General features: G+C 71.5%; 22 protein-coding genes. 17 read left to right on the forward strand and 5 right to left on the reverse strand.

Annotated features, from left to right (window positions below):
• The first annotated feature begins 24 nt into the window (after positions 1-24).
• Complete coding sequence (locus tag INQ48_01280; GenBank protein QRF57927.1) at positions 25-2,034, forward strand: serine/threonine protein kinase; 2,010 nt, start codon at positions 25-27, stop codon at positions 2,032-2,034.
• Positions 2,035-2,122: 88 nt separating this feature from the next.
• On the opposite strand, the gene INQ48_01285 is transcribed toward INQ48_01280, so the two are convergent.
• Positions 2,123-3,661 carry a YifB family Mg chelatase-like AAA ATPase gene (locus INQ48_01285; protein ID QRF57928.1) on the reverse strand — a complete coding sequence of 513 codons (1,539 nt, stop codon included), beginning with the start codon at positions 3,659-3,661 and terminating at the stop codon, positions 2,123-2,125.
• 214 nt (positions 3,662-3,875) lie between these two features.
• Between INQ48_01285 and INQ48_01290 the strand changes: the two genes are divergently transcribed.
• The 9 genes from INQ48_01290 (at position 3,876) to glcF (ending at position 13,564) form a co-directional block, all read left to right on the forward strand.
• Complete coding sequence (locus INQ48_01290) at positions 3,876-4,754, forward strand: hypothetical protein (GenBank protein ID QRF57929.1); 879 nt, start codon at positions 3,876-3,878, stop codon at positions 4,752-4,754.
• Between the two features lie 64 nt (positions 4,755-4,818).
• Positions 4,819-5,157: a P-II family nitrogen regulator gene (gene glnK / locus INQ48_01295; GenBank protein QRF57930.1), complete on the forward strand. Its 339-nt coding sequence runs from the start codon at positions 4,819-4,821 to the stop codon at positions 5,155-5,157.
• Positions 5,158-5,186: 29 nt separating this feature from the next.
• Positions 5,187-6,614, forward strand: a complete 1,428-nt coding sequence (gene amt, locus INQ48_01300; protein QRF57931.1) for an ammonium transporter — start codon at positions 5,187-5,189, stop codon at positions 6,612-6,614.
• Positions 6,615-6,877: 263 nt separating this feature from the next.
• Positions 6,878-7,807 (forward strand): SMP-30/gluconolactonase/LRE family protein, encoded by a 930-nt coding sequence (locus INQ48_01305; GenBank protein ID QRF57932.1) that lies wholly within the window; start codon positions 6,878-6,880, stop codon positions 7,805-7,807.
• A 14-nt stretch (positions 7,808-7,821) separates the two neighbouring features.
• On the forward strand, positions 7,822-8,715 hold the full coding sequence (locus INQ48_01310) for a LysR family transcriptional regulator (protein QRF57933.1): 894 nt from the start codon (positions 7,822-7,824) through the stop codon (positions 8,713-8,715).
• Between the two features lie 135 nt (positions 8,716-8,850).
• A complete protein-coding gene (locus INQ48_01315; protein QRF57934.1) occupies positions 8,851-10,353 on the forward strand; it encodes an FAD-binding protein in 1,503 nt (500 codons plus the stop codon).
• On the forward strand, positions 10,353-11,480 hold the full coding sequence (glcE, locus tag INQ48_01320; GenBank protein ID QRF57935.1) for a glycolate oxidase subunit GlcE: 1,128 nt from the start codon (positions 10,353-10,355) through the stop codon (positions 11,478-11,480). The genes INQ48_01315 and glcE overlap by 1 nt, the downstream gene beginning before the upstream one ends.
• A 9-nt stretch (positions 11,481-11,489) precedes the next feature.
• Positions 11,490-12,302 (forward strand): DUF1275 domain-containing protein, encoded by an 813-nt coding sequence (locus INQ48_01325; GenBank protein ID QRF57936.1) that lies wholly within the window; start codon positions 11,490-11,492, stop codon positions 12,300-12,302.
• A 26-nt stretch (positions 12,303-12,328) separates the two neighbouring features.
• A complete protein-coding gene (glcF, locus tag INQ48_01330; protein QRF57937.1) occupies positions 12,329-13,564 on the forward strand; it encodes a glycolate oxidase subunit GlcF in 1,236 nt (411 codons plus the stop codon).
• 4 nt (positions 13,565-13,568) lie between these two features.
• On the opposite strand, the gene INQ48_01335 is transcribed toward glcF, so the two are convergent.
• Positions 13,569-13,796, reverse strand: a complete 228-nt coding sequence (locus INQ48_01335) for a hypothetical protein (GenBank protein QRF57938.1) — start codon at positions 13,794-13,796, stop codon at positions 13,569-13,571.
• Between the two features lie 185 nt (positions 13,797-13,981).
• Between INQ48_01335 and INQ48_01340 the strand changes: the two genes are divergently transcribed.
• Complete coding sequence (locus INQ48_01340; protein QRF57939.1) at positions 13,982-14,404, forward strand: carboxypeptidase regulatory-like domain-containing protein; 423 nt, start codon at positions 13,982-13,984, stop codon at positions 14,402-14,404.
• Between the two features lie 3 nt (positions 14,405-14,407).
• On the opposite strand, the gene INQ48_01345 is transcribed toward INQ48_01340, so the two are convergent.
• The 3 genes from INQ48_01345 to lplT all read right to left on the reverse strand — a co-directional run bounded on the left by INQ48_01345 (position 14,408) and on the right by lplT (position 17,231).
• The gene (locus INQ48_01345; protein ID QRF57940.1) at positions 14,408-14,899 is read right to left on the reverse strand and encodes a glutathione peroxidase; all 492 of its coding nucleotides are present in this window, start codon (positions 14,897-14,899) and stop codon (positions 14,408-14,410) included.
• Between the two features lie 10 nt (positions 14,900-14,909).
• Positions 14,910-15,800, reverse strand: a complete 891-nt coding sequence (locus tag INQ48_01350; GenBank protein QRF57941.1) for a DMT family transporter — start codon at positions 15,798-15,800, stop codon at positions 14,910-14,912.
• Positions 15,801-15,926: 126 nt separating this feature from the next.
• The gene (gene lplT / locus INQ48_01355; GenBank protein QRF57942.1) at positions 15,927-17,231 is read right to left on the reverse strand and encodes a lysophospholipid transporter LplT; all 1,305 of its coding nucleotides are present in this window, start codon (positions 17,229-17,231) and stop codon (positions 15,927-15,929) included.
• Between the two features lie 177 nt (positions 17,232-17,408).
• Between lplT and alr the strand changes: the two genes are divergently transcribed.
• The 6 genes from alr to INQ48_01385 are packed head-to-tail and all read left to right on the forward strand — an operon-like array spanning position 17,409 to position 24,228.
• Entirely contained in the window at positions 17,409-18,518 is a 1,110-nt protein-coding gene (gene alr / locus INQ48_01360; GenBank protein QRF57943.1) for an alanine racemase, read from the forward strand.
• Positions 18,515-19,252 carry a hypothetical protein gene (locus INQ48_01365; GenBank protein ID QRF57944.1) on the forward strand — a complete coding sequence of 246 codons (738 nt, stop codon included), beginning with the start codon at positions 18,515-18,517 and terminating at the stop codon, positions 19,250-19,252. Before alr ends, INQ48_01365 begins: the two co-directional genes overlap by 4 nt.
• Positions 19,253-19,268: 16 nt before the next feature.
• Positions 19,269-20,261, forward strand: coding sequence for a LysR family transcriptional regulator (locus INQ48_01370; GenBank protein QRF57945.1), 993 nt, complete (start codon positions 19,269-19,271; stop codon positions 20,259-20,261).
• A gap of 40 nt (positions 20,262-20,301) precedes the next feature.
• Entirely contained in the window at positions 20,302-21,975 is a 1,674-nt protein-coding gene (locus INQ48_01375; protein QRF57946.1) for an AMP-binding protein, read from the forward strand.
• A gap of 14 nt (positions 21,976-21,989) precedes the next feature.
• Positions 21,990-23,198 carry an acyl-CoA dehydrogenase family protein gene (locus tag INQ48_01380; GenBank protein QRF57947.1) on the forward strand — a complete coding sequence of 403 codons (1,209 nt, stop codon included), beginning with the start codon at positions 21,990-21,992 and terminating at the stop codon, positions 23,196-23,198.
• A 34-nt stretch (positions 23,199-23,232) separates the two neighbouring features.
• Positions 23,233-24,228 carry a tripartite tricarboxylate transporter substrate binding protein gene (locus INQ48_01385; protein QRF57948.1) on the forward strand — a complete coding sequence of 332 codons (996 nt, stop codon included), beginning with the start codon at positions 23,233-23,235 and terminating at the stop codon, positions 24,226-24,228.
• Positions 24,229-24,319: the final 91 nt, after the last annotated feature.

Consider the following 24,319-nt stretch of genomic DNA (forward strand, 5'->3'; position numbering starts at 1 on the left):
CCCGATGCAAGAGGAGGAACAAGAATGACGACGGAAGGACGCGCCGGCCCTCCGGTGGACGCCGACCCGCAGGAGCGGCCCCACCCGCTGGCCATCGGCCACCGGCTCGACGAGTTCGAGCTGCTCGAGGTGATCGGCGAAGGCGGCTTCGGCATCGTCTACCGGGCCTACGACCACTCGCTGCAGCGCGAGGTCGCGATCAAGGAGTACATGCCCTCGATGCTCGCGCGGCGCATTGGCGACGACAGTGTGCACGTGCGTTCCGACCGCCTCACGGCCACCTTCCAGGCCGGGCTGCGCAGCTTCATCAACGAGGCGCGCACGCTCGCGCAGTTCAGCCATCCCGCGCTGGTGCGCGTGCATCGCTTCTGGGAATCGAATTCGACCGCCTACATGGCGATCCAGCTCTACAAGGGCCGCACCCTGCGCCGGCTCGCCGACGAGGAGCCGGGCACCATCTCCGAGACGTGGCTGCTCGGCATGCTCGGGCCGCTGCTCGGCGCGCTCGAGACGCTGCACCGCAGCGGCTGCTTCCACCGCGACATCGCGCCCGACAACATCTTCATCCAGCAGGACGGCCTGCCGGTGCTGCTGGACTTCGGCGCCGCGCGCAAGTCGATCGCCGACCTGGTCGACGAGGTGGCGGTGATGGTGAAGTCGGGCTACTCGCCGATCGAGCAGTACGCCGACGACAACACGCTGCTGCAGGGCGCCTGGACCGATCTCTACGCGCTGGGCGCGGTGCTCTACCGCGCCGTCACCGGCCATCCGCCGCCCTCGGCCGTGGTGCGCAGCGTGCAGGACGCCTATGTGCCGCTCGCGAGCCTGAACCGGCCCGACCTGAGCCCGGCCTTCTGCGCCGCGGTCGACCACACGCTGGCGGTGCACAGCAAGGACCGCACGCAAACCGTGGCGGCCTTCGCGGCCGAGCTGGGCCTCACCAAGCTCGGCGACATCTACGTGAGCGGGCTCGCGGCGCCGGCGCCGGTGGTGCCCGCCGTGCCCGTGGCGTCCGTCGCGCCCGTCGCGCCGCCGGTCGAGCCCTATGTGCCGGTCTCGGCGCCCGCGCCCTTCGAGGCGCCGCCGCCGGTCGCGGCGGTGCCGCCGCCGGCCGCCGCGCCGCGCGCGCGCGCGGGCGCACGGCCGTCCGCGAAGAAGAAGTCCTCGCTGCCGCGCTGGGGCCTGGTCGGCGTGCTGGTGCTGGCGCTGATCGCCGTCGGCAGCTGGATCGGCCTGCGCATCACGCAGTCGCCGCCGCCCACTTCGACCGCGATGGTTCCGCCGGTGCCGCCGCCGGGCGCGCCGATGTCGAACCCGGCCTCGCCGCCGGCCGTGATGCCGCCGGCCGCCTCGGCCTCGGCCACGGTGGCGGCCGCCTCACAGCCGCCCGCGGCCGATGGCGGCGCCGCGGCCGCGCCCACCGGCGGCAATTCGCCGACCGCCGTGCCGCCGGCCACCGCGCCGGGCAGCAACGGCGCACTGAGCCCGCTCGACAACGTGCCCGTGACGCCCACGAGCCCGCCGCCCGAGCCCGCGCTGGCGATCAGCGAGGCCGAGGACTGGAACCTCGCGCAGGCCGAGAACACGCGCGAGGGCTACGAGGCCTACCTGCGCCGCTACCGCCGCGGCCCGCATGCGCGCGACGCGCGCAACGCCATCGCCGAACTCAACCGGCTCGCGCAGCCGGCCAGCACGCAACCGGTGCTGCAGGGCACCGTGCCACCGGGCACGGCCGGGGTGCCGGGCGCGCCAGGTGCGCCGGGCGCGGTGCCCCCGGTCGCGGGCGGCACGGCGGTTGCGCCCGTGCCGGGCGCCGCGGCCGGCATGGGCCGCGTCACGCTCAACATCCGGCCCTGGGGCCAGGTCTTCGTCGACGGCGCCGACCGCGGCGTGAGCCCGCCGCTCAAGTCGCTGTCGCTGCGCCCCGGCATCTACAACATCGAGGTGCGCAACGGCGACCTCGAGGTCTACCGGCAGCGCGTGACGGTGCAGGACAGCAAGTCGGCGCCGGTGGTGAGCCACGAGTTCAAGTAGGCGAGCGGCCGGTCGTCGTCGCCTGCCGGTGCGAGCAGGTGGTGGCGAACGGCCTGCGCCGTAGCCCATCCGCGCGTCGCGCGAGGCGCTACAGGCCCTTCTGCAGCGCCCGCCGGTACTGCACCGCCTCCGCCACATGCGCGGTCTCGATGACCTGTGACCCCGCGAGGTCGGCGATGGTGCGACCCACCTTCAGCGCGCGGTGCGTGCTGCGCGCCGACCAGCCGAGCCGGGCGGCGGCCGTGTGCATGAAGCGGCGCGCCTCGTCGCCCAGCGCCGCATGGCGGTCGATGTCGGCGCCCTGCAGCGCCTGGTTGGGCCGGCCCTGGCGCTCGATCGCGCGTTCGCGCGCGGCGACCACGCGCGCGCGGATGGCGGCGGTGGCTTCGCCCGCGGGCGCGTCGAGCAGCTGCGGCGCCGATATCGCGGGCACTTCGATGTGCAGGTCGATGCGGTCGAGCAGGGGGCCGCTGAGCTTGCGCTGGTAGCGCGCCACCTGGTCGGGCGTGCAGCGGCAGGCCTTCGCGGGGGCGCCCAAAAAGCCGCAGGGGCATGGATTCATGGCGGCCACGAGTTGAAAGCGCGCCGGAAAATCCGCCCGCCGCGCGGCCCGCGCGATGGTGATGGTGCCGGTCTCGAGCGGTTCGCGCAGCGCCTCGAGCGCGGCGCGCGAAAACTCGGGGAACTCGTCGAGGAACAGCACGCCGTGGTGCGCCATCGAGATCTCGCCGGGCCGCGGCGGCGAACCGCCGCCGACCAGCGCCACCGCGCTCGAGGTGTGGTGCGGCGACGCGGTCGGCCGGTGCATCCAGCGCTCGGTCGAGAAGCGTCCGCCGAGGCTCGCGATGGCCGCGCTCTCGAGCGCCTCGTCGATGCGCATCGGCGGCAGCAGGCCGGCGAAGCGCTGGCCCAGCATCGACTTGCCCGAGCCCGGCTCGCCCATCATCAGGAGGCTGTGGCCGCCGGCCGCGGCGATCTCGAGCGCGCGCTTGGCGCCGGCATGGCCCTTCACGTCGGCCATGTCGGCATAGGCGGGGGCGCTGGCTGGCGCCGACGCCCGGGCGCGCGACCAGCCGTCGTCCTCCGCGTCCTGGTCGGCCTGCGCATCGGCCGGCAGGAAGCGCCGCACCACGTCGAGCAGATGCCTGGCGCCATGGACCTCGGCGCCGGGCACCAGCGCGGCCTCGGCGGCGCTGGTCGCGGGCAGCACCAGCCGGGTGGCGATGCCGCGCGTGTGCAGCGCGAGCGCCATCGCGAGCGCGCCGCGCACCGGCCGCAGCTCGCCCGACAGCGAGAGCTCGCCCGCGAACTCGTGGCCCGCGAGCCGCGCGCCCTCGATCTGGCCGCTGGCCGCGAGGATGCCCAGCGCCATCGGCAGGTCGAAGCGGCCCGAGTCCTTGGGCAGGTCGGCCGGCGCGAGGTTCACGGTGATGCGCTTGTTGTGCGGGAACTCCAGCCCGGCGTTCTGGATGGCCGAGCGCACGCGCTCGCGCGCTTCCTTGACCTCGGTTTCGGCGAGCCCGACCAGCGTGAAGCTCGGCAGGCCGTTGGCCAGATGCACCTCGACCGTGACACTGGCCGCTTCCAGCCCGAGCAAGGCGCGGCTTTGCACCAAAGACAGACTCATTCCGTGCTTCCTCCCTATATTGGTGCGCCCGATTTCGGTCGTCGCGGGCGTCTTGTTCTTTTTTCAGTGCAAGCCACAAAGCATTGCGCTTGTAACTATTTTTGGCTGTCTTCCTGGGGTGCGCCGCAACCGGTCGCCGGGGGATGTGCACTTTGGCACGCTCCCTGCTTTGAGGGTCATCAGGTTCCACAACACTACTTGCGAGGAGTTCCCGATGACGCACCGTTCCGCCGCCCAGGCCCTGATCGTCCTGGCCACCGCCCTGACCACGTCGGGCGCCGCCCTGGCGCAGGCCACCCCAGACGCTGCGGCGGCGCCTGCCGCGGCACCCGCTGCTTCCCCGATCACGGCCAACATCTCGCTGACCACGAACTACAAGTTTCGCGGCCAGGACCAGGACATGATCGGCCGGGACGACTACGCCAAGACCCGCGGCCTCAAGCCCGCCATCCAGGGCGGCTTCGACTACGCCTTCGGCGAGAGCGGCTTCTACGTCGGCAACTGGAATTCCAGCGTCAACTGGCTCAAGGGCAACAGCGTCGAGGTCGACCTGTACGGCGGCTACAAGTTCAAGGCCGGCCCGCTGGACATGGACGTCGGTGCGCTGACCTACATCTACCCGGGCAACTCCGTGGGCAACACCACCGAGCTCTACGGCGCGGCCACCTATGCGAACGAAACCTTCGGCTCGTTCACGGCCAAGTACTCGCACACGGTGTCGAAGGACTACTTCGGCTACGCCGGCAACAAGCTGGGCTCGGGCCTCAAGGGCCGCAACACCGGCTACCTGAACCTGAGCTACAGCAAGGAGATCGTGCCCAAGGTCACGCTCAAGGCCGCCGTGGGCTTCACGCGCTTCTCGAGCGACATCCGCCACAACACGGCCGCCAAGAACTACGTCGACTACAACGTCGGCGCCACCTACGACTTCGGCGGCGGTCTCACGCTCACCGGCTCGGTGCAAGGCGCGAACAAGAAGGACGCGTTCAACGTCGCGGCCGGCCCGCTGTACGACTTCGGCTTCTACACCGTGCAGCAGGTCTACTCGCCCAACAAGCCGCGCTTCATCCTCACGCTGACGAAGACGCTGTAAGCGCAACACAACGAGGCGCGGCCCATGCTGCCGCGCGAATTCTTTCCATCCAAAGGAGCAACTCATGAAGCTGGTCACAGCCATCATCAAACCGTTCAAGCTCGACGAAGTGCGCGAAGCCCTCTCGGCCATCGGCGTGCAGGGGATCACCGTCACCGAGGTCAAGGGCTTCGGCCGCCAGAAGGGCCACACCGAGCTCTACCGCGGCGCGGAGTACGTCGTCGACTTCCTGCCCAAGGTCAAGATCGAGGCGGCCGTCTCGGATGACCTCGTCGAACGCGTGATCGAAGCCGTCGAGGGCGCCGCGCGCACCGGCAAGATCGGCGACGGCAAGATCTTTGTCTACAACCTCGAGCAGGTCGTGCGCATCCGCACCGGCGAAACGGGCCGCGAAGCCCTTTGATCGAGTCCAGGCCCGAAAGAACAACGTCCATGAAAAAACTGCTTGTCTCCCTCGCGCTCGGCTTGAGCGTGCTTGCCGCCGGCACCACCGGCTTCGCGCAGACGCCCGCGCCCGCCGCCGCCGCTTCGGCACCGGCCGCCGAGGCTCCGGCTGCCGCCGCGCCGGCCGCCGCAGCCGCGGCCGCACCGGCTGCTGCCGCTCCCGCCGCCGCGCCGGCCGCGGCCCCGGCACCCAAGGTCGATTCGGGCGACACCGCCTGGATGCTGACCTCCACGCTGCTCGTGATCCTGATGACCATCCCCGGCCTCGCGCTGTTCTACGGCGGCCTGGGCCGCTCGAAGAACATGCTGTCGGTGCTGATGCAGGTCTTCGTGATCTTCTCGCTGATCAGCATCCTGTGGGCCATCTACGGCTACAGCCTCGCCTTCACGGGTGAAGGAAGCTTCGTCGGTACCTTCGACAAGATCTTCCTCAAGGGCGTGTCGCAGGAGACCTTCGGCGCGCTCACGACGATCCCCGAGTACGTGTTCGTCGCGTTCCAGGGCACCTTCGCCGCCATCACCGTGGCGCTGATCGTCGGCGCCTTCGCCGAACGCGCCAAGTTCTCGGCCGTGCTGCTGTTCTCGGTGCTGTGGTTCACCTTCGCCTACGTGCCGATGGCCCACATCGTCTGGGGCGGCGGCCTGCTCGGCAAGGACGGCGCGCTCGACTTCGCGGGCGGCACCGTGGTGCACATCAACGCCGGTGTGGCCGGCCTGGTCGGTGCCTACATGGTCGGCAAGCGCGTGGGCTACGGCAAGGAAGCCTTCACGCCGCACTCGCTCACGCTCACCATGGTCGGCGCCTCGCTGCTGTGGGTCGGCTGGTTCGGCTTCAACGCCGGCTCGGCGGGTGCCGCCAACGCCGCCGCTGGCCTGGCCTTCGTGAACACGGTGCTCGCCACCGCCGCCGCCGCGCTGTCCTGGATCCTGGGCGAGAGCCTGCACAAGGGCAAGGCCTCGATGCTGGGTGCCGCTTCGGGCGCCGTCGCCGGCCTCGTCGCAGTGACCCCCGCCGCCGGCTTCGTCGGCCCGATGGGTTCGATCGTGCTGGGCCTGCTGGCCGGCCTGGTCTGCCTCTGGGGCGTGGGCGGTCTCAAGCGCATGCTCGGTGCCGACGACGCGTTCGACGTGTTCGGCGTCCACGGCGTGGGCGGTATCCTGGGTGCCATCCTGACCGGCGTGTTCGCGGCCCAGGGCCTCGGCGGCACCGGCGGCCTGACCCCCGACACCTTCTCGATGGGCGCCCAGGTCTGGATCCAGATCAAGAGCGTGCTGTTCACCATCGTCTGGTCCGGCGTCGTGGCGTTCATCGCCTTCAAGATCGCCGACCTGGTGCTCGGCCTGCGTGTGACCGAAGAGGAAGAGCGCGAAGGCCTCGACATCTCGTCGCACGGCGAAACCGCCTACAACCGCTGATCGGACAAGCTCCGACACGCGACAAGGACACCGCGGGTTCCTCGCTCCAGAGGAAGGGACCCGCGGTCCACCACCAGACCACCACCCTGTTTTTCCAAGGTCCTTCCAAGGTTTCCTGAAGCCCATTTTTTCAGCGAGAGTCTCCTTTGGATGTTCAGCCCGCAAGCACTCCGGTGCGAGCGGGCTTTTTTTTGTCCCCTGCCCGGCGTGGCCCGGTGCGGTCCGACAGCGGCGTACCGCGGCGCGGGGGCACAATCCCCGCCATGTGGACCCCCCTGGACAACAGCCTCAGCGCCCTCGGCGAATCGCCGTTCTGGCACCCGCAGGAACGCTCCCTGTACTGGCTCGACATTCCCGGCCGCGCGGTGCTGCGCACGCGCGGCGAGATCGGCGCCGGCAGCGCGGTCGAGCGCTGGGACCTGCCGACCGAGCCCGGCTGCATGGCGCCCGCGCGCAGCGGCGGCCTGGTGATCGCGCTGCGCGACGGCATCTACCGCGCGCGGGAATGGGGCGGCGCGCTGACCGCGATCGCGCGCGTGGAGCACGACGCGGCCACCATGCGCTTCAACGACGGCAAGTGCGACGCGTTCGGCCGCTTCTGGGCCGGCAGCATCAACGAGGCGAAGGACCGCGCCAATGCCGCGCTCTACTGCCTCGACGCGCGCCGCGACGGCGGCCAGTCGCCGATGCTCTCGCAGATGGCCGATGGCGTGACCACGGCCAACGGCCTCGCGTTCTCGCCCGATGCGCGCACGCTCTACTGGGCCGACACGCCGGCCCACGCGGTGCGCGCCTGGGACTGGGATGCGGCGCACAACACGCTCTCGCGCGCCCGCGTCTTCAAGCAGTTCGACGCCAAGCCCGAGGGCTGGTCGCCCGGCTCGGCACTGGCTTACGGCGGGCGGCCCGACGGCGCCACGGTCGATGCCGAAGGCCACTACTGGGTCGCGATGTTCGAGGGCGCGCAACTGCTGCGCCTCGCGCCCTCGGGCGAGGTCGTGGCGGCCTTCGCGCTGCCGGTGCAATGCCCGACCATGCCCTGCTTCGGCGGCGACGACCTGCGCACGCTGTTCGTCACCACCGCGCGCAAGGGCAGGCCCGAGGCCGAGCTGGCGCGCAAGCCCGCCTCGGGCATGGTGCTGTCGACGCGCGTCGAGACGCCGGGACTGCCGGTCCACTTCTTCGAGGATTGAACCCCGGCGTTCGCATGGCCCTGCAGCACATCCCGCCGATCCAGTGCCTCGTGACCTTCGAGGCGCTGGCGCGGCTGCGCCATGCGGGCCGCGCGGCCGACGAGCTCTGCGTGACCGCCAGCGCGGTCAGCCACCGCATCCGCCAGCTCGAGTCGCACGTGGGCTTCAAGCTGTTCGGCCGCGGCGACTTCAGCCTCACGGCCGACGGCGCGGCCTACCTCGCCAACGTGCGCACCGGCCTGGCCGCGCTGCAGGCGCATGCGGGCGGCGGCAACGCGGAGGTGGGCCAGCGCGCCGCCACGCGGCTGCGGCTCGCGGTCACGCCGACCTTCAGCCGCCAGTTCCTCATGCCGCGGCTCGAGCTGTTCCGCAACATCTATCCCGACATCGACCTGGTGCTGCAGGTGTCGATCCCGCTGCTCGACGTGACCGCCGAGCCGGCCGACCTCGAGGTGCGCTACGGCGGCGGCAACTACGCCGACTGCGAGCACCGTCCGCTGCTCGAGGAGCTGGTGGTGCCGGCCTGCAGCCCGAGCTACCTCAACGAGTTCGGCCCGTTCCACGGCTTCCGCACCGCGGCCGAGATCGCGGCCGCGCGGCTGATCCGCAGCCCGCTCGAGCCCTGGGGCACCTGGTTCGCGAGCTGCGGCATCGACCAGCCCGAGCCGCGGCTGGGCTCGCAGTTCAACGACCTGGGCCTGGTCTACGACGCGGCCGCCAGCGGCTTCGGCGTGGCGCTGGTGCGCCAGAAGATGGGCGCGGCCTGGTTCGAATCGGGCCGGCTGGTGGCGCTGTCGGAGCACGCGGTGCGCTCGCCGCACCGCCACACGCTGTGCTGGCAGCCGGGCGCGCTCGAGCGCTGGGAATGCGCGGCCTTCGCCGACTGGCTGGTGCAGGCGCTGCGCTGAGCCCGTGCGGCGCGGCGAAGATTCCTCAAGCCCGCCGCAAAAATCCTTCAACCCGGAGGCCGCGCATTTCCTTAGAGTGGGGGGGCCGGCCCCCGCCAGGCTTCCGCGGAAGAACACCGAGAAGAGACTTCGCCCATGAACGCGCCCCCGAGCCCGACGCAGCATGCGTCGCTCCAGAAGACAGAACGCCAGTCGCAGGTCGTGCGCGCGCTGCAGGCCCACCTGCCGGCGCATGCGCTGATCTGGCATGCCGAGGACACCACGCCCTACGAGTGCGACGGCCTCACGGCCTACCGCCAGCGGCCGCTGGTGGTGGCGCTGCCCGAGACCGAGGCGCAGGTGGCGGCCGTGCTGCGCACCTGCCACGCGCTGGGCGTGCCGGTGGTGGCGCGCGGCTCGGGCACGGGGCTGTCGGGCGGCGCCATGCCGCACGAGATGGGCGTGACGCTCTCGCTCGCCAAGTTCAACCGCATCCTGAAGATCGACCCGGTCGCGCGCACCGCGCTCGTGCAGTGCGGCGTGCGCAACCTCGCCATCAGCGAGGCGGCCGCGCCCTACAACCTCTACTACGCGCCCGATCCCTCGAGCCAGATCGCCTGCTCGATCGGCGGCAACGTGGCCGAGAACTCGGGCGGCGTGCACTGCCTCAAGTACGGCCTCACGCTGCACAACGTGCTCCAGGTGCGCGGCTTCACGGCCGAGGGCGAGCCGGTGACGTTCGGCGGCGAGGCGCTCGATGCCGCCGGCCTCGACCTGCTGGCGCTGGTGATCGGCAGCGAGGGCATGCTCGCGGTCACCACCGAGGTCACGGTGAAGCTGGTGCCCAAGCCGCAGCTGGCGCGCTGCATCATGGCCAGCTTCGACGACGTGCGCAAAGCCGGCGACGCGGTGGCCGCGGTGATCGCCGCGGGCATCATCCCCGCGGGGCTCGAGATGATGGACAAGCCCATGACCGCCGCCGTCGAGGACTTCGTGCATGCCGGCTACGACCTCGACGCGGCCGCCATCCTGCTGTGCGAATCCGACGGCACGCCCGAGGAGGTGGAAGAGGAGATCGGCCGCATGACGGCCGTGCTGCGCGGCTGCGGCGCCACCGCCATCGCGGTCAGCAACAGCGAGGACGAGCGCATGCGCTTCTGGAGCGGGCGCAAGAACGCCTTTCCGGCCTCGGGCCGCATCAGCCCCGACTACATGTGCCTCGACTCCACCATCCCGCGCAAGCGGCTGGCCGACATCCTGCTCGCGATCCAGGCGATGGAGCAGAAATACGGCCTGCGCTGCTGCAACGTGTTCCACGCGGGCGACGGCAACCTGCATCCGCTGGTGCTGTTCGATGCCAACGACCCCGACGAGCTGCACCGCTGCGAGCTGTTCGGCGCCGACATCCTCGAGACCAGCGTCGCGATGGGCGGCACCGTCTCGGGCGAGCACGGCGTGGGCGTCGAGAAGCTCAACAGCATGTGCGTGCAGTTCACGGCCGCCGAGAACGAGCAGATGTTCGGCGTCAAGCGCGCCTTCGATCCCGAAGGGATGCTGAACCCCGGCAAGGTGATCCCCACGCTGCAGCGCTGCGCCGAGTACGGCAAGCAGGTGGTGCGCGGCGGCCGGCTGCCGCATCCCGAGCTGCCGAGGTTCTGATGAGCGGCATCGACCACGCACTGGGCCAGGCCGTCGAGCGCATCCGCGCCGCGGCCGCCGACGGCACCGCGCTGCGCATCCGCGGCGGCGGCAGCAAGGATTTCTACGGCGAGGCGCCGCGCGGCGAGCTGCTCGACACGCGCGCGCTCGCGGGCATCGCGAGCTACGAACCCAGCGAGCTGGTCGTGACCGTGCGCGCGGGCACGCCGCTGGCCGAGCTCGAGGCGGCGCTGGCCGAGAAGGGCCAGTGCCTGGCCTTCGAGCCGCCGCACTTCGCGGCGGATGCGACCGTTGGCGGCATGGTCGCCGCGGGCCTCGCGGGCCCGTCGCGCGCCAGCGTGGGCAACGTGCGCGACTACGTGCTCGGCGCCATGCTGGTCAACGGGCGCGGCGAGGTGTTGAGCTTCGGCGGCCAGGTGATGAAGAACGTGGCGGGCTACGACGTCTCGCGCGTGCTCGCGGGTTCGCTCGGCACGCTGGGCCTGATCGCCGAGGTCAGCCTCAAGGTGCTGCCGGTGCCGCCGGCCGAGGCCACGCTGGAGTTCGCCTGCGACCAGGCCGATGCGCTGCGGCTGCTCAACGAATGGGGCGGGCGGCCGCTGCCGCTCAACGCGAGCTGCTGGTTCGACTACGCGGGTGCCGGCGCGCTCTACCTGCGGCTGCGCGGCGCGGTGGCGGCGGTCGAGGCCGCGTGCGCGCACCTCGGCGGCGAACGCAAGGACAAGGAGCGCGCCGCCGCCGACTGGCGGTCGCTGCGCGAGCAGAGCCTGCCGTGGTTCGACACCGCGGCCGGGCCCGACGCACTGTGGCGCCTGTCGGTGCCGCAGACCGCGCCGGTGCTGGGGCTCGAGGCATTCGGCGCGCCACTGGTCGAATGGCATGGCGGCCAGCGCTGGTACAAGGCACCGCCCACGCCGGTCGCGGCCGCGCGCATCCGCGAGGCCGCGCGCGCGGCCGGTGGGCATGCGACGCTGTTCCGCCTGCCCGCGAACGGCGAGGCGCACGAGGCCGCGGTGCCGCGCTTCGACCGGCTCGAGCCCGCGGTCGAGCGCATCCACCGCGCGCTGATGCGCGAGTTCGATCCGCACGCCGTGTTCGACCGCGGCCGGCTCCACGCCTTCGACTGAACGACCCCCATGCGGCGCCTGCGCTTCCTCACCGGCCGCCATCGCGCGCCCTCGACCAACCACATGCTCGGCCTGCTGCTCGCGTTCAACGCCGGCGCCGTCAATGCGGGCGGCTTCCTGGTGCTGCACATGTACACCTCGCACATGACCGGCTTCACCTCGCAGGTGGCCGACGGCCTGGTGCTCGGCAACACCACGCTGCTGCTCAATGCGCTGGGCGCGATCCTGGCCTTCGTGGCCGGCGCGGCGGTCTCGGCGCTGCTGGTCAACTGGGCGCGCCAGCACCACCTGCGCAGCGTCTACGCGCTGCCGCTGCTGCTCGAGTCGGCGCTGATGCTGCCCTTCGGCCTGATGGGCGCGATCACGCTGACCTGGCACACGCCCTTCGCGGTGCCGCTCACGGTGCTGCTGCTGTCCTTCATCATGGGCCTGCAGAACGCGGTGGGCTCCAAGACCTCGGGCGGCCGCATCCGCACCACCCACATGACCGGCAACCTCACCGACCTCGGCATCGAGCTCGGCAAGCTGCTGTACTGGAACCGCCGCGCGAAGCCCGGCGAAACCCCGGCGGGACCGGTGCGCCACAACGGCGCGCGGCTGCGGCTGTTCGCGGGGCTGGTCGGCATGTTCGTCACGGGCGGCATCGTCGGCGCGGCCGGCTTCACCTACGTCGGCTTCGTCTGCGTGGTGCCGCTCGCGGCGCTGCTGCTGGCGCTGTCGCTGCCGCCCTTCATCGAGGACGTGCGGCGCTCGGCCCACCTGCGCCAGCTGCTCGGCGCGATCCGCCCGCGGCGCAAGAACGACGCTTCCCCCGGCCCCTGAGACAACGACAAGAACCGATCCCCACGATGCAAACCGAGCTCGCTCCCGAATTCCGCGGCACCGACGACGGCCGCGAGGCCGAGGCCATCCTGCGCAAGTGCGTGCACTGCGGCTTCTGCACCGCCACCTGCCCGACCTATCAACTGCTCGGCGACGAGCTCGACGGCCCGCGCGGGCGCATCTACCTGATCAAGCAGGTGCTCGAGGGCCAGGCGCCCACGCGCAGCACGCAGCTGCACCTCGACCGCTGCCTGACCTGCCGCAACTGCGAGAGCACCTGCCCGAGCGGCGTGCAGTACGGCCACCTGGTCGACATCGGCCGGCGCATCGTCGACGAGAAGGTGCCGCGCCCCGCGATGGAATCGGCCACGCGCTGGGTGCTCAAGGAAGGCCTGCCCTCGCCGCTGTTCGGCCCCGCGATGAAGCTGGGCCAGTCGGTGCGCGGCCTGCTGCCCGCCGCGCTTCAGGCCAAGGTGCCCGCGAAGCAGGCGGCCGGTGCCTGGCCCACGGCCACGCATGCGCGCAAGGTGCTGATGCTCGCGGGCTGCGTGCAGCCGGCGATGATGCCGAACATCAACACCGCCACCGCGCGCGTGCTCGATGCGGGCGGCATCCAGGCCGTGCTCGCGCCCGAGGCCGGCTGCTGCGGCGCGGTGAAGTTCCACCTCAACGACCAGGAGGGCGGCAAGGCGCAGATGCGCGCCAACATCGACGCCTGGTGGCCGCTGGTCGAACGCGACGAGGTCGAGGCCATCGTGATGAACGCCTCGGGCTGCGGCGTCACCGTGCGCGAGTACGGCCATGTGCTGCGCAACGACCCGGCCTACGCGCTGAAGGCGGCGCGCATCAGCGAGCTCACGCGCGACCTCGGCGAGCTGCTGCCCGACCTGGTGCCGGTGCTCAAAGCCCGTGTGCGCGCCACGCCCGGCACCATCGCCTACCACCCGCCCTGCACCCTGCAGCACGGCCAGAAGCTGCGCGGCGGCATCGAGACCCATCTGCGCGCCCTGGGTTTCGACGTGCGCGTGGCGATGAACGAATCGCATCTGTGCTGCGGTTCGGCCGGCACCTACTCGGTGCTGCAGCCCGAGCTCGCCTACCCGCTGCGCGACCGCAAGCTGGGCCACCTGAAGCAGCTGCAGCCGGTGGCGATCGCGTCGGCCAACATCGGCTGCATCACGCACCTGCAAAGCGGCAGCGGCGAGCTGCCGGTGCGGCACTGGGTCGAGCTGCTCGACGCGGCGCTGCAGCCGGCTGCGTGACGGCTCAATCGCAGCGGTAGGTGACTTCGCCCTGCGGCGCGCGGCCCGTGGTCGGCGGCACGAAGCGCAGCGGCGCGCCGAAGTTGCGGCAGTAGGCCTCGGCCTCCTCGGGGCTCGGCGAACGCAGCACGCCGTCGCCGAGCATGGTCACGCGCGGCGCTGTGCGCGTCGCGCAGCCGGCGAGAACGGCCGCCAGGGCCAGGACGATGAGCGGGGCGGCGCGATGGCGCATGGCGTGAACGGCGCCGGGACGGCGGCGTGGAAGTGCGGGAGCCGCCGACTGTAGCGGGTCCGGGCTTGCCGACGCTGCCGGCCGCCTGCGCCCGCGCCGCACACGCTGCCGCGCCCTGGTCCGACTCGCCCGACTGTGGCGCCGCCGCATCATTTCGGCATCCACAGCGCCAAGGAGTACGTCCCATGTCCCGCTCTTCTCTCACCCGTGCCGCGCTCGCGGCCGCCTTCCTGTCGATCGGTGCCGGTGCCTTCACCAGCGCCCAGGCCCAGTCCGCCATGCCCGCCTGGAAGGGCGAGGGCGCCACGCGCTACGTCTGCGGCGGCATCGGCTCCGACGAGTCGAACGCCATGCGCGCCGCGATGAAGGAACATCCGCTGGCGTTGCTGTTCGCGCGCGCCGACGGTGCCTACCTGGCCGACCTGCAGGTCGAGATCAAGGGGGCGGATGGCGCCGCCGCGCTGTCGCTGCGCGCCTCGGGGCCGGTGTGCCTGGTCGACATTCCCGCGGGCCGCTACACGGTGGTCGCGACCACCCAGGGCGGCGAGTCGAAGAGCCAGGCCGTCACGGTCGGCAGCGGCTCGACGACCGCGAGCTTCAGGTATTGAGCGTCAGGCGGAGGCGGCCAGCGCCGCCTCGATGTCGCGCGAGAGCGAGGCCGGCGTGTCGAGCGGCGCATAGCGCTTGAGCACCTGGCCGTCGCGCCCGACCAGGAACTTGGTGAAGTTCCACTTGATGGCGGTGCTGCCCAGCAGGCCCGGCTTCTCCTTCACCAGCCATTGGTACAGCGGCGCGGCGGCGCTGCCGTTGACGTCGATCTTCTCCATCATCTGGAAGCTCACGCCGTAGTTCTTCATGCAGAAGGCGCCGATCTCCTCGTTGGTGCCCGGGTCCTGGCCGCCGAACTGGTTCGACGGGAAGCCCAGCACCGCGAGGCCCTGGTCCGCGTACTTCTCGTGCAACTGCTCGAGGCCCGCGAACTGCGGCGTGAAGCCGCACTTGCTCGCGGTGTTGACGATGAGCAGCACCTTGCCCTTGTAGGCGGAGAGATTCACCGGCTGGCCGTCGATCTGCCTGGCCTCGAAGTCGTAGACGCTGGTCATGGGGATGTCCTCAGGGGGTCGAAGGAGCGCGATCTTCGCTCGCGGCGGGCGTTCGCGCAAACGAGGACCAGACCGCGGCCGCCACGATCAGCGCGCCGCCCGCGAGGATGCGCGAGTTCATCGTGGCCGCGCCCAGCGCCACCGACGACACGCTCGCGAACAGCACCTCCGACAGCATGATCACCGCCGTGGCGCTGGCCGCCAGCCGCGCGGCGCCGTACTGCAGGCAGACGTTGGCGATCACGAAGCCGAAGCCCAGCAGCGCGGCCCAGCCGATCCAGCCCGGCGCTGCGGCGGTGGGCGGCGCGAAGGCGCCGAGCGCCGTGCCGGCCAGCGCGGTCGTGCCCGCCACCACCGCGCAGCCGCAGAACATCGCGAGCGCGCGCGATTCGCCGGGCGCCGCGCGCAGCTGGCGCAGCACGATGTTGGTGACCGCGAAGCCGAAGCCCGCCGCCACGCCGAGCCAGTCGGACAGGCTCGAGGGCACGGGCCAGTCGGTGCCCGGCGTCTTGAGCACCACCGCCACGCCGGCCAGCGCCAGCGCCACGCGCGCCAGCGATCCGCCCGTGGGCCGCTCGCCCAGCACCGCCCAGCCCAGCAGCACGCTCCACAGCGGCATCAGGTAGAACAGCAGCACCACGCGCACCACGTCGCCCTGCGTCACGGCCCAGTTGAAGCCCACGTTGGTGAAGCCGGCCGCGAGGCCCAGCAGCACCAGCATCGGATGGCCCGCGAAGCCGGCCCAGGCGCCGCGGCGCAGCAGGCCCACCACGGTGGCGATCGCGAGGTAGATCAGGCAGGTGGTCCACACCGGATGCAGGCCATGGCCTTCGATGTGGCGGAACGGAAACCACGACAGCCCCCAGACGAAGGCATTGAAGATCAGGGCGAAGGCGGGCATCGGGCGGGCAAACCGCCGAGCATAGCGGTCCCTCGGTGCGGCCGCCGCCGGGCCGCCCCAAGCCGGGCCGCGTCTCCCCCTCGGGGGTGGAGTTACACGACCGAAGGGCGTGAAAAGCCGGGGGGCTCAGTGATGCTTGTCGCTGCGGGCGATGGCCAGCAGGTGCTCGACTTCCTCGGGATACTTCTTGAGGTTGTTCTCGTGCCAGCGCTTGATGATCCACATGCAGCCCGCCACCACGAGGCCGAAGGCGCTGATCGCGCCATAGGCCGACAGGCCCAGCCCGGTGCACACGCTGTAGAAGCCGCCGAGCAGCAGGATGCAGGCCTGCTCGTTGAAGTTCTGCACCGCGATCGAGCGGCCGGCGCCCATCAGGTTGTGGCCGCGGTGCTGCAGCAGCGCATTCATCGGCACCACCAGGAAGCCGCCGAGCCCGCCCAGGATGATGAGGAAGGGCACCGCCAGCCACACGTTGCCGATGAAGTTCATGCAGATCACCATCAGCCCCATCGCGATGCCCATCGGGATCACGCGCGTGGCCATGTCCAGCCGCATGCGCATCGAGGCCACGATGGCGCCCACCGCGGTGCCGATGGTCACCACGCCCGTGAGGGCCGAGGCCTGCGTGGTGTTGTAGCCCAGCGCCAGCGAGGCCCAGGCCAGCACGATGTACTTGAGGTTGCCGCCCGCGCCCCAGAACAGGGTGGTGGTGGCCAGCGAGATCTGGCCGAGGCGGTCGCGCCACAGGCGCGCGTTGCAGTGCCAGAAGTCGGGCAGCAGGCCGACCAGGTTGCGCGCCAGGCTGTGCTCGGGGTTGGAGCGCATCGGGCGCATCTCGACGCCGGTGTGGGGGATGCGCGTGTTGAACCAGGCCGCGATCATGTAGACCACGATCAGCACCGTGAGCGCGGCCTCGGCCGGCGAGTCGATGCCGGTGTCGAAGAAGGGCATGTCGAAGGCCAGCAGCTTGCTCGACACCGTATGGCCCACCAGCGTGCCGCCGAGCACGATGCCCAGCAGGATCGAGGCGATCGTCAGGCCCTCGATCCAGCCGTTGGCCTTGACCAGCTGCGAAGCCGGCAGCAGCTCGGTGAGGATGCCGTACTTGGCCGGCGAGTAGGCCGCCGCGCCCAGCCCGACGATCGAATAGGACAGCAGCGGGTGCGAGCCGAACAGCATCATCAGGCAGCCGAACACCTTGATGGCGTTGCTGATGAACATCACCCGGCCCTTGGGCAACGCGTCGGCGAAGGCGCCCACCAGCGGCGCGAGCACCACGTAGAAGACCGCGAAGATCGGCACCAGCGCCGCGCGCTGCCATTCGGGCGCGCCGGCGCTTCGCATGAGATCGACCGCAACGACGAAGAGCGCTTGGTCGGCCAGCGACGAAAAGAACTGGGCCGACATGATCGTGTAGAAACCGCGCTTCATCGATGGGCTGGCTGGCCAGGGGGTCGCTGGCAGTAGTGAAAAAGTGTCGCCCGGAAGGCGAATGGGCGGTTATAGCATGGGGGTACGACAGCTCCTGCAGGCGGCTTCTGCGTATTCGACCCCATTCCCGAAGATGCTAAAACGTGGTCTGCAATTCGTTTTCAAAGACCCTTCGCCATGCCCCGCCCCATTCTCGCCACGGTTCACACCGACAGCTTGCGCCACAACCTCGAACGCGTGCGCCGCAATGCGCTCGATTCCCGCGTCTGGGCGGTGGTCAAGGCCAATGCCTACGGCCACGGCATCGAGCGTGTCTACGAGGGGCTGCGCGGCGCCGACGGCTTCGCGCTGCTCGACCTGGCCGAGGCGCAACGCGTGCGCGCGCTGGGCTGGCGCGGGCCGGTGCTGCTGCTCGAGGGCGTGTTCGAGGCGCGCGACCTCGAGCTGTGTTCGCGGCTCGACCTCTGGCACACGGTGCACTGCGACGAGCAGATCGACATGCTCGCCGCCCACAAGACCCTGCAGCCGCACCGCGTATTCCTCAAGATGAACTCGGGCATGAACCGCCTGGGCTTCACGCCCGAGCGCTTCGCCGCCGCCTGGACCCGCCTCAACGCGCTGACCCAGGTCGACGAGATCTCGCTGATGACCCACTTCAGCGACGCCGACGGCGAGCGCGGCATCGCGCACCAGGTCGAGGCCTTCGAGCGCGCCGCGCGCGACCTGCCCGGCGAGCGTTCCATTGCCAACAGCGCCGCCACCCTGCGCCATGCCGACAGCACGCGCGCCGACTGGGTGCGCCCCGGCATCGTGCTGTACGGCAGCGCGCCCGACTTCCCGGCCAACGATGCCGCCCACTGGCAGCTGCAGCCCACCATGACGCTGTCGACCAGGCTGATCGGCGTGCAGACCCTGCAACCGGGCGACACCATCGGCTACGGCTCGCGCTTCACGGCCGAGGCGCCGCTCAGGATCGGCATCGCGGCGGTCGGCTATGCCGACGGCTACCCGCGCCACTGCGACACCGGCACCCCGGTGCTGGTCAACGGCGTGCGCACGCGCATGGTCGGGCGCGTCAGCATGGACATGATCACGGTCGACCTCACGCCCGTGCCCGACGCGCAGTTCGGCTCCGAGGTGACGCTGTGGGGCCGCTCGGCCGCCAACGGCGCGGTGCTGCCCATCGACGAGGTGGCGCGGGCCGCGGGCACCGTGGGCTACGAGCTGATGTGCGCGGTGGCCCAGCGCGTGCCCTTCGCGCCCGAGGCCGTCGACCACGACCGATGAAGGTCCTCTCCAACTGGCGCTCGGTGCGCCTCTGGGAGACGCAGGTCGAGCGCGACCTGCACCGAAACCACAGCCTGCGCACGCACGGCATCCTGATCGGCAGCTTCACGCTGCTGCTGATGTGGGGCGTGTCGGCACTGCAGATGCACCTGCTGGGCGTGCAGTCGCTGGCGGTGCGCTACCTCATGACCCTGGGCGTGGGCTACCTCGGCTACCTGCTGGTGCTGCGCTGGTGGGCACAGCGGCTGGTGGAAGGGCGCCCCGACCTGGCCGACGCGGTCGATGCGGCCGATGCCGGCGAGCTGGCCCTCGACGCGGGCAGCGCGCTCGCGCGCTCGGGCGCCAGCGCGGACGGCGGCCTGCTGTCCGATGTCGCCAGCGGCGCGCTCGATGTCGCCGGCGGTGCCGACGAGGGCGCCGTGGTGGTCGTGCCGGTGGTCGCGATCTTCCTGATCTGCATCGCCGTCGTGCTCGGCGCCGGCTCGCTGGTGCTGCTGTATTTCAGCTGGGACGCGCTGCTGGCCGTGGCGATCGAGGTGGCGTTCTCGTACGTCTCGGCGCGCGCCGCGGTGCGCGTGGCGCGCGAGGGCTGGCTCATGGCGGCGGTGCGGCTGACCTGGAAGCCGCTGCTGGGCGCGGTCGCCTGCGCGGTGATCCTCGGCGCCGCTATCGACCACTTCCTGCCCGAGGCGCGCAGCCTGCCCGAGGCGGTGCGCATGCTGCTCGGGCGCTGAGGCCGGAGCCCGCGCCGTGGACCTGCGCACCCTGCGCTACTTCATCGCCGTGCTCGAGGCCGGCAGCCTCTCGCGCGCCGCGGGCACGCTCTACATCGCGCAGCCGGCGCTCACGGCGCAGATCAAGAAGCTCGAGGCCGAGCTCGGCGCGCAGCTGTTCGAGCGTTCGCACGCCGGCGTCACGCCCACGCCCGCGGGCCTGCAGCTCTACGAGGACGCGCGGCGCCTGCTGTCCGATGCCGATGCGGTGCGCGAGCGCATCCAGCGGCTGCCGCAAGGCCCCGAGGGCTCGGTCACGGTGGCCGTGCCCTTCCTGCTGGCCTCGCTGCTGCTCGGGCCGGTGCTGGCCGAGCTCAAGGCCTCGCATCCGCGCATCCGCGTGTTCGTGCTCGACGACCTGAGCCTGATGGTGAGGAAGGCCATGCTCGACCGCCGCGCCGACGTCGGCCTGCTGGTCGACACGCCGCAGGTCGAGGGCCTGGCCTGCCGCCCGCTCGCGCGCGAGGCCATCTTCGCCTGCGGCTTCGACCGCGACGGCAGCGTGGCGCCGCGCCTGCGCGCCGGCCGGCGCGGCAAGGCCCGGAGCGCGCCGCGGCCCGAGATCGATTTCGCCGACGCGGCCCGGCTGCCGCTGGTGCTGCAGTCGCGCCGCTTCGCGATCCGCCAGCGCGTGGAGGAGGCCGCGGCCACGCTCGGCGTGGCGCTCAACCTCGCGCACGAGCACGACTCGGCGCGCGTGATCCGCTCGCTCTACGTCTGCGGCGCCGGCTTCACCTTCACGCCGGCCTGCGCGCTGTCGGACAACCCGCCCGCGGGCGAAGGCTGGATCGCGGCGCGCGTGGTGCGGCCCGCGCTGCAGCGCAGCTACTTCATCGCCACGCCGGCCGACCGCGCGCCCGATCCCGCCGCGCGGGTGGTGGCGCGTTCGCTCGTGCGGCAGGCCGCGCGGCTGATCGCCGAGGGCCGCTGGGAGGCCGAGCTGCTGGCCGAGGTCGAGCCCGAGGCATAGCGCGACGCGTTTCTCGCGAGCCGGGCCATCAATGCGATTGATGGCTCGGCATCAGCAAACGGTATTTCCTGTGCCGGGCCGCTTTGGCGGACAGTGGCGCATCGCATGCACGAACGCATGCCTGCATCAGGAGACACCCTTGCCCCAGACCACCCCCCGGGTCGCCAACGTCGGCGAACTCGTTTCGCGCTGCGCGCGCCTGCACGGCCCGCGGATCGCGCTGCGCACCGAATCGCGCAGCCTCAGCTACGAGGCGCTCGACCGCCGGTCGAACCGGCTCGCCAACGCGCTGCTGGGGCTGGGCCTCGCGCGCGGCGACCGCGTCGGCATCTACCTGCCGAACTGCATCGAGATCGTCGAGGTCGAGCTGGCCTGCTACAAGGCCGCGCTGGTCAAGGCGCCGTTCAATGCGCGGCTCTCGCCCGCCGAGGTCGGCGAGATCGTCGCCAACAGCGGCGCCGCGCTGATCGTCACCACGGCCGAGCGTGCCGAAGCCTTCCTGCCGCACCTGAAGGGCGACGCGCGCCCGCTGCTGCTGTTCGTCGACGCGCCCGAAGGCGACGCCGCTTCCTACGAGGGCGCGCTCGGCCGCGCCAGCGACGCCTTCGAGGCCGCGCGCGTCGAGGCCGACGAGCTCGCGGTGCTGCACTACACCTCGGGCTCCTCGGGCGTGCTCAAGGCCGCGATGCAGACCTTCGGCAACCGGCTCGCGCAGCTGCGCAAGTTCCTCGTGCGTTCCGAGGGCATGCGCGAAGGCCACCTGCTGGGCCTGGTCGGCCCGGTCACCCATGCCTCGGGCATGCAGATCGTGCCCGCGCTGTGCAGCGGCGCCACCATCCGGCTGTTCGCGGGCTTCGAGCCCGGCCGCTTCCTCGCCGACATGAAGGCCGAGCGCGTGACCCACACCTTCATGGTGCCGACCATGATCAACATGCTGCTGGCCGAGCTCGAGGGCCGCTACCGCCCGCTGCCCGACCTGCAGCGCCTGGGCTACGGCGCCGCGCCGATGGCGCCCGCGCGCATCCTGCGCGCCATGGACGTGTTCGGCCCGGTGCTGTCGCAGGGCTACGGCGCGGGCGAGACCACCTCGGGCGTGTGCGGCCTCGGCGTGGAGGACCACCTGTTCGCGCGCGCCGCCGCGCCCGGGCGGCTGGCCTCGTGCGGCCGGCCCTTCCTCGAGTCGCTGGTGGAGATCGTCGACGACGCGGGCCAGCCCGTGGCGAGTGGCGAGATCGGCGAGATCGTGGTCAGCGGCCCCGACGTGTTCGCCGGCTACTGGCGCGCGCCCGAGCTCACGGCCGAGGTGCTGAAGAACGGCCGCTACCACACGGGCGACCTCGCGCGCGCCGACGACCAGGGCTTCGTCTACATCGTCGATCGCAAGAAGGACATGGTGATCAGCGGCGGCTTCAACGTCTATCCCTCGGAGGTCGAGGCCGTGCTCTACCAGCACGAGGCCGTCGCCGATGCCTGCGTGTTCGCCGTGCCCGACGACAAGTGGGGCGAGGCCGTGGCCGCGCACGTGGTGCTCAAGCCCGGCCACGCGCTCGACCTGGGCGCGCTCGATGCCTTCTGCGCCGAGCGGCTCGGCGGCTTCAAGCGGCCGCGCCGCGTGGAGTTCGTGGGCGCGCTGCCGAAGAACCCGAACGGCAAGGTCGCGCGCAAGGCGATCCAGGCGCCGTACTGGGCCGGCCAGAGCCGCATGGTCAACTGAAGGCGGGGACGGACATGAACGCATCCCTCCCGTCGTCCGGCGCCCATGCGCGCCCCTTCGAAGGCTCCGCGCGCGCGGCCGAGCTGATCGCGCGCATCGAGGACTTCCTGCACGGCGAGCTCGCCGACCTGGTGCGCGCGCACGGCATCGACCACGAGCACGGCGCGAGCCGCGAGCTGCTGCGGCAGGTCTGGCGCCGTTCGCAGACGCTGGGCTTCTACGGCATGACCCTGCCCGAAGCCATGGGCGGGCTCGGCCTCAGCGTGCTCGACCACGTGCTCGTCAAGGAAGCGATCTACGCGAGCGGCTCGCCGCTGGCGCCGCACGTGCTCGGCGAGCTCAGCGGCCCGCCGCGCGTGGGTGCGCTGGTGCGCAAGGCCACGCCGCACCACATGGAGCGCTTCATCGTGCCGGTGGCGCGCGCCGAGAAGGCGATCTGCTTCGCGCTGACCGAGGCCGAGGCCGGCTCCGACGCGGGCGCGGTGCAGACACGCGCCGTGCGCGAGGGCGAACACTTCGTGCTCAACGGCCGCAAGCGCTTCATCTCGGGCTCGCCCTTCGCCGACTTCGCGGTGCTGATGGCTTCCACCGCGAGCGACCCGGCGCAGCGCGAGGTCAGCGCCTTCTTCGTCGACCTCACGCAGCCCGGCGTGCGCGTGGAGGCCGGCTACAAGACCATGGCCGGCCAGTCGCACACCGGCGACATCGTGCTCGAGGACTGCCGCATCCCGGTGGCGAACCTCGTGGGCGAACCGGGCCGCGGCCTGGCGCTCGCGCTCGGGCGCATCACGGTCAATCGCCTGCTGCACTGCCCCGCGATGGTGGGGCTGGCTGCGGTGGCGCTGCGCGATGCCTGCGAGTACGCGGGCCAGCGGCGCCAGTTCGGCCGCGCCATCGGCCAGTTCCAGGCGATCCAGCACCTGCTCGCCGACATGGCGACCGAGCTGGCGGCCGCGCGCGCGCTGATGCTCGCGACCGCGCGCCAGATCGATGCCGGCTCGGAGGCGCGCGCCGAGGCCTCGATGGCCAAGCTGTTCTGCTCCGAGTCGGCCTTCCGCATCGCCGACCGCGCGGTGCAGATCCACGGCGGCGAGGGCATCGTGCAAGGCCGGCGCGTGGAGTTCCTGTTCCGCATGCTGCGCATGTACCGCGTGCTGACCGGCACCAGCGAGATCCAGCGCAACACCATCGCGCGCGAGCTGCTCGGCGAGCTCTCGAGCTGAACGCCTCGACCAAGAACGACAAGGAGACAACGACATGTGCTTCACGGATCGCCGCCGCTTCCTCGGCACCGCTTCCGCCGCGCTGGCCGCCTTCGCGCTGCCGGCCGCCTCGCGTGCCCGCGCGGCCGCCGCGGCCTGGCCCGAGCGCCCGATCAAGTGGGTCGTGCCCTACCTCGCGGGCACCGGCCCCGACATCACGGCACGCGTGCTCGCCGAGGCCGTGGGCCCGCTGCTGGGCCAGCCGGTGGTGATCGAGAACAAGGGCGGTGCCGGCGGCAACATCGGCGCGCGGCTGGTGGCGCGCGCGCCGGCCGACGGCTACACCTGGATCTACTCGGCCGCGCCGATGGCGGCCAACATGCGCATGTACCGCAGCCCCGGCTACGACGCGCTCAAGGACTTCCGCCACCTCATGCGGCTCACCACCTCCGACATCGTGCTGGTGGTGCATGCCGACGCGGGCATCGCGAGCCTGTCCGATCTGGCCGCGAAGGCGCGGGCCCAGCCCGGCAAGCTCGACTACGCCTCGGGCGGCGTCGGCACGCCCTCGCACCTCGGCGTGGAGCTGCTGCTGAGCGCGCTCGGCGCGCAGGCCACGCACGTGCCCTACAAGGGCGCTTCGGAACTGGTCAACGCGATCCTCGGCCGGCAGGTGGTGTTCGGCACGCCGATCCTGTCGGTGGCCTATCCGCAGATCCAGGCCGGCAAGCTCAGGGCGCTCGCGATCGCGGGCGCGCGTCGCAACCCCTCGCTGCCCGAAGTGCCCACCCTGGCCGAGCTCGGCGTGAAGGGCGTCGAGCTGACTTCCTGGGGCGGCATCTCGGTGCCGGCCGGCACGCCCGATGCGATCGCCGAGCGCATTCGCGTGGCCTTCGAGAAGGCGCTCGCGCAGCCCGCGGTGCAGGCCACGCTGGCCGAGAACGGCGGCCTGGCCAGCCCGCAGGGCGCCGTCGACTACACGCGCGGCTTCACGCAGGAGATGGCGCTGACCGAGGCGATGATGAAGCAGGCGGGCTTGCAGCCGCAGTGAAAGCGAACTTCCGGACGCAGAGGACGCGAAGGTTTCGCGAAAGACGCGAAAGAGAAGAAATTTCTGCGGTTTCTTTTGCGCTCTTTGCGAA

The organism is Variovorax paradoxus, assembly GCA_016806145.1.
Taxonomy (GTDB): Bacteria; Pseudomonadota; Gammaproteobacteria; order Burkholderiales; family Burkholderiaceae_C; genus Variovorax.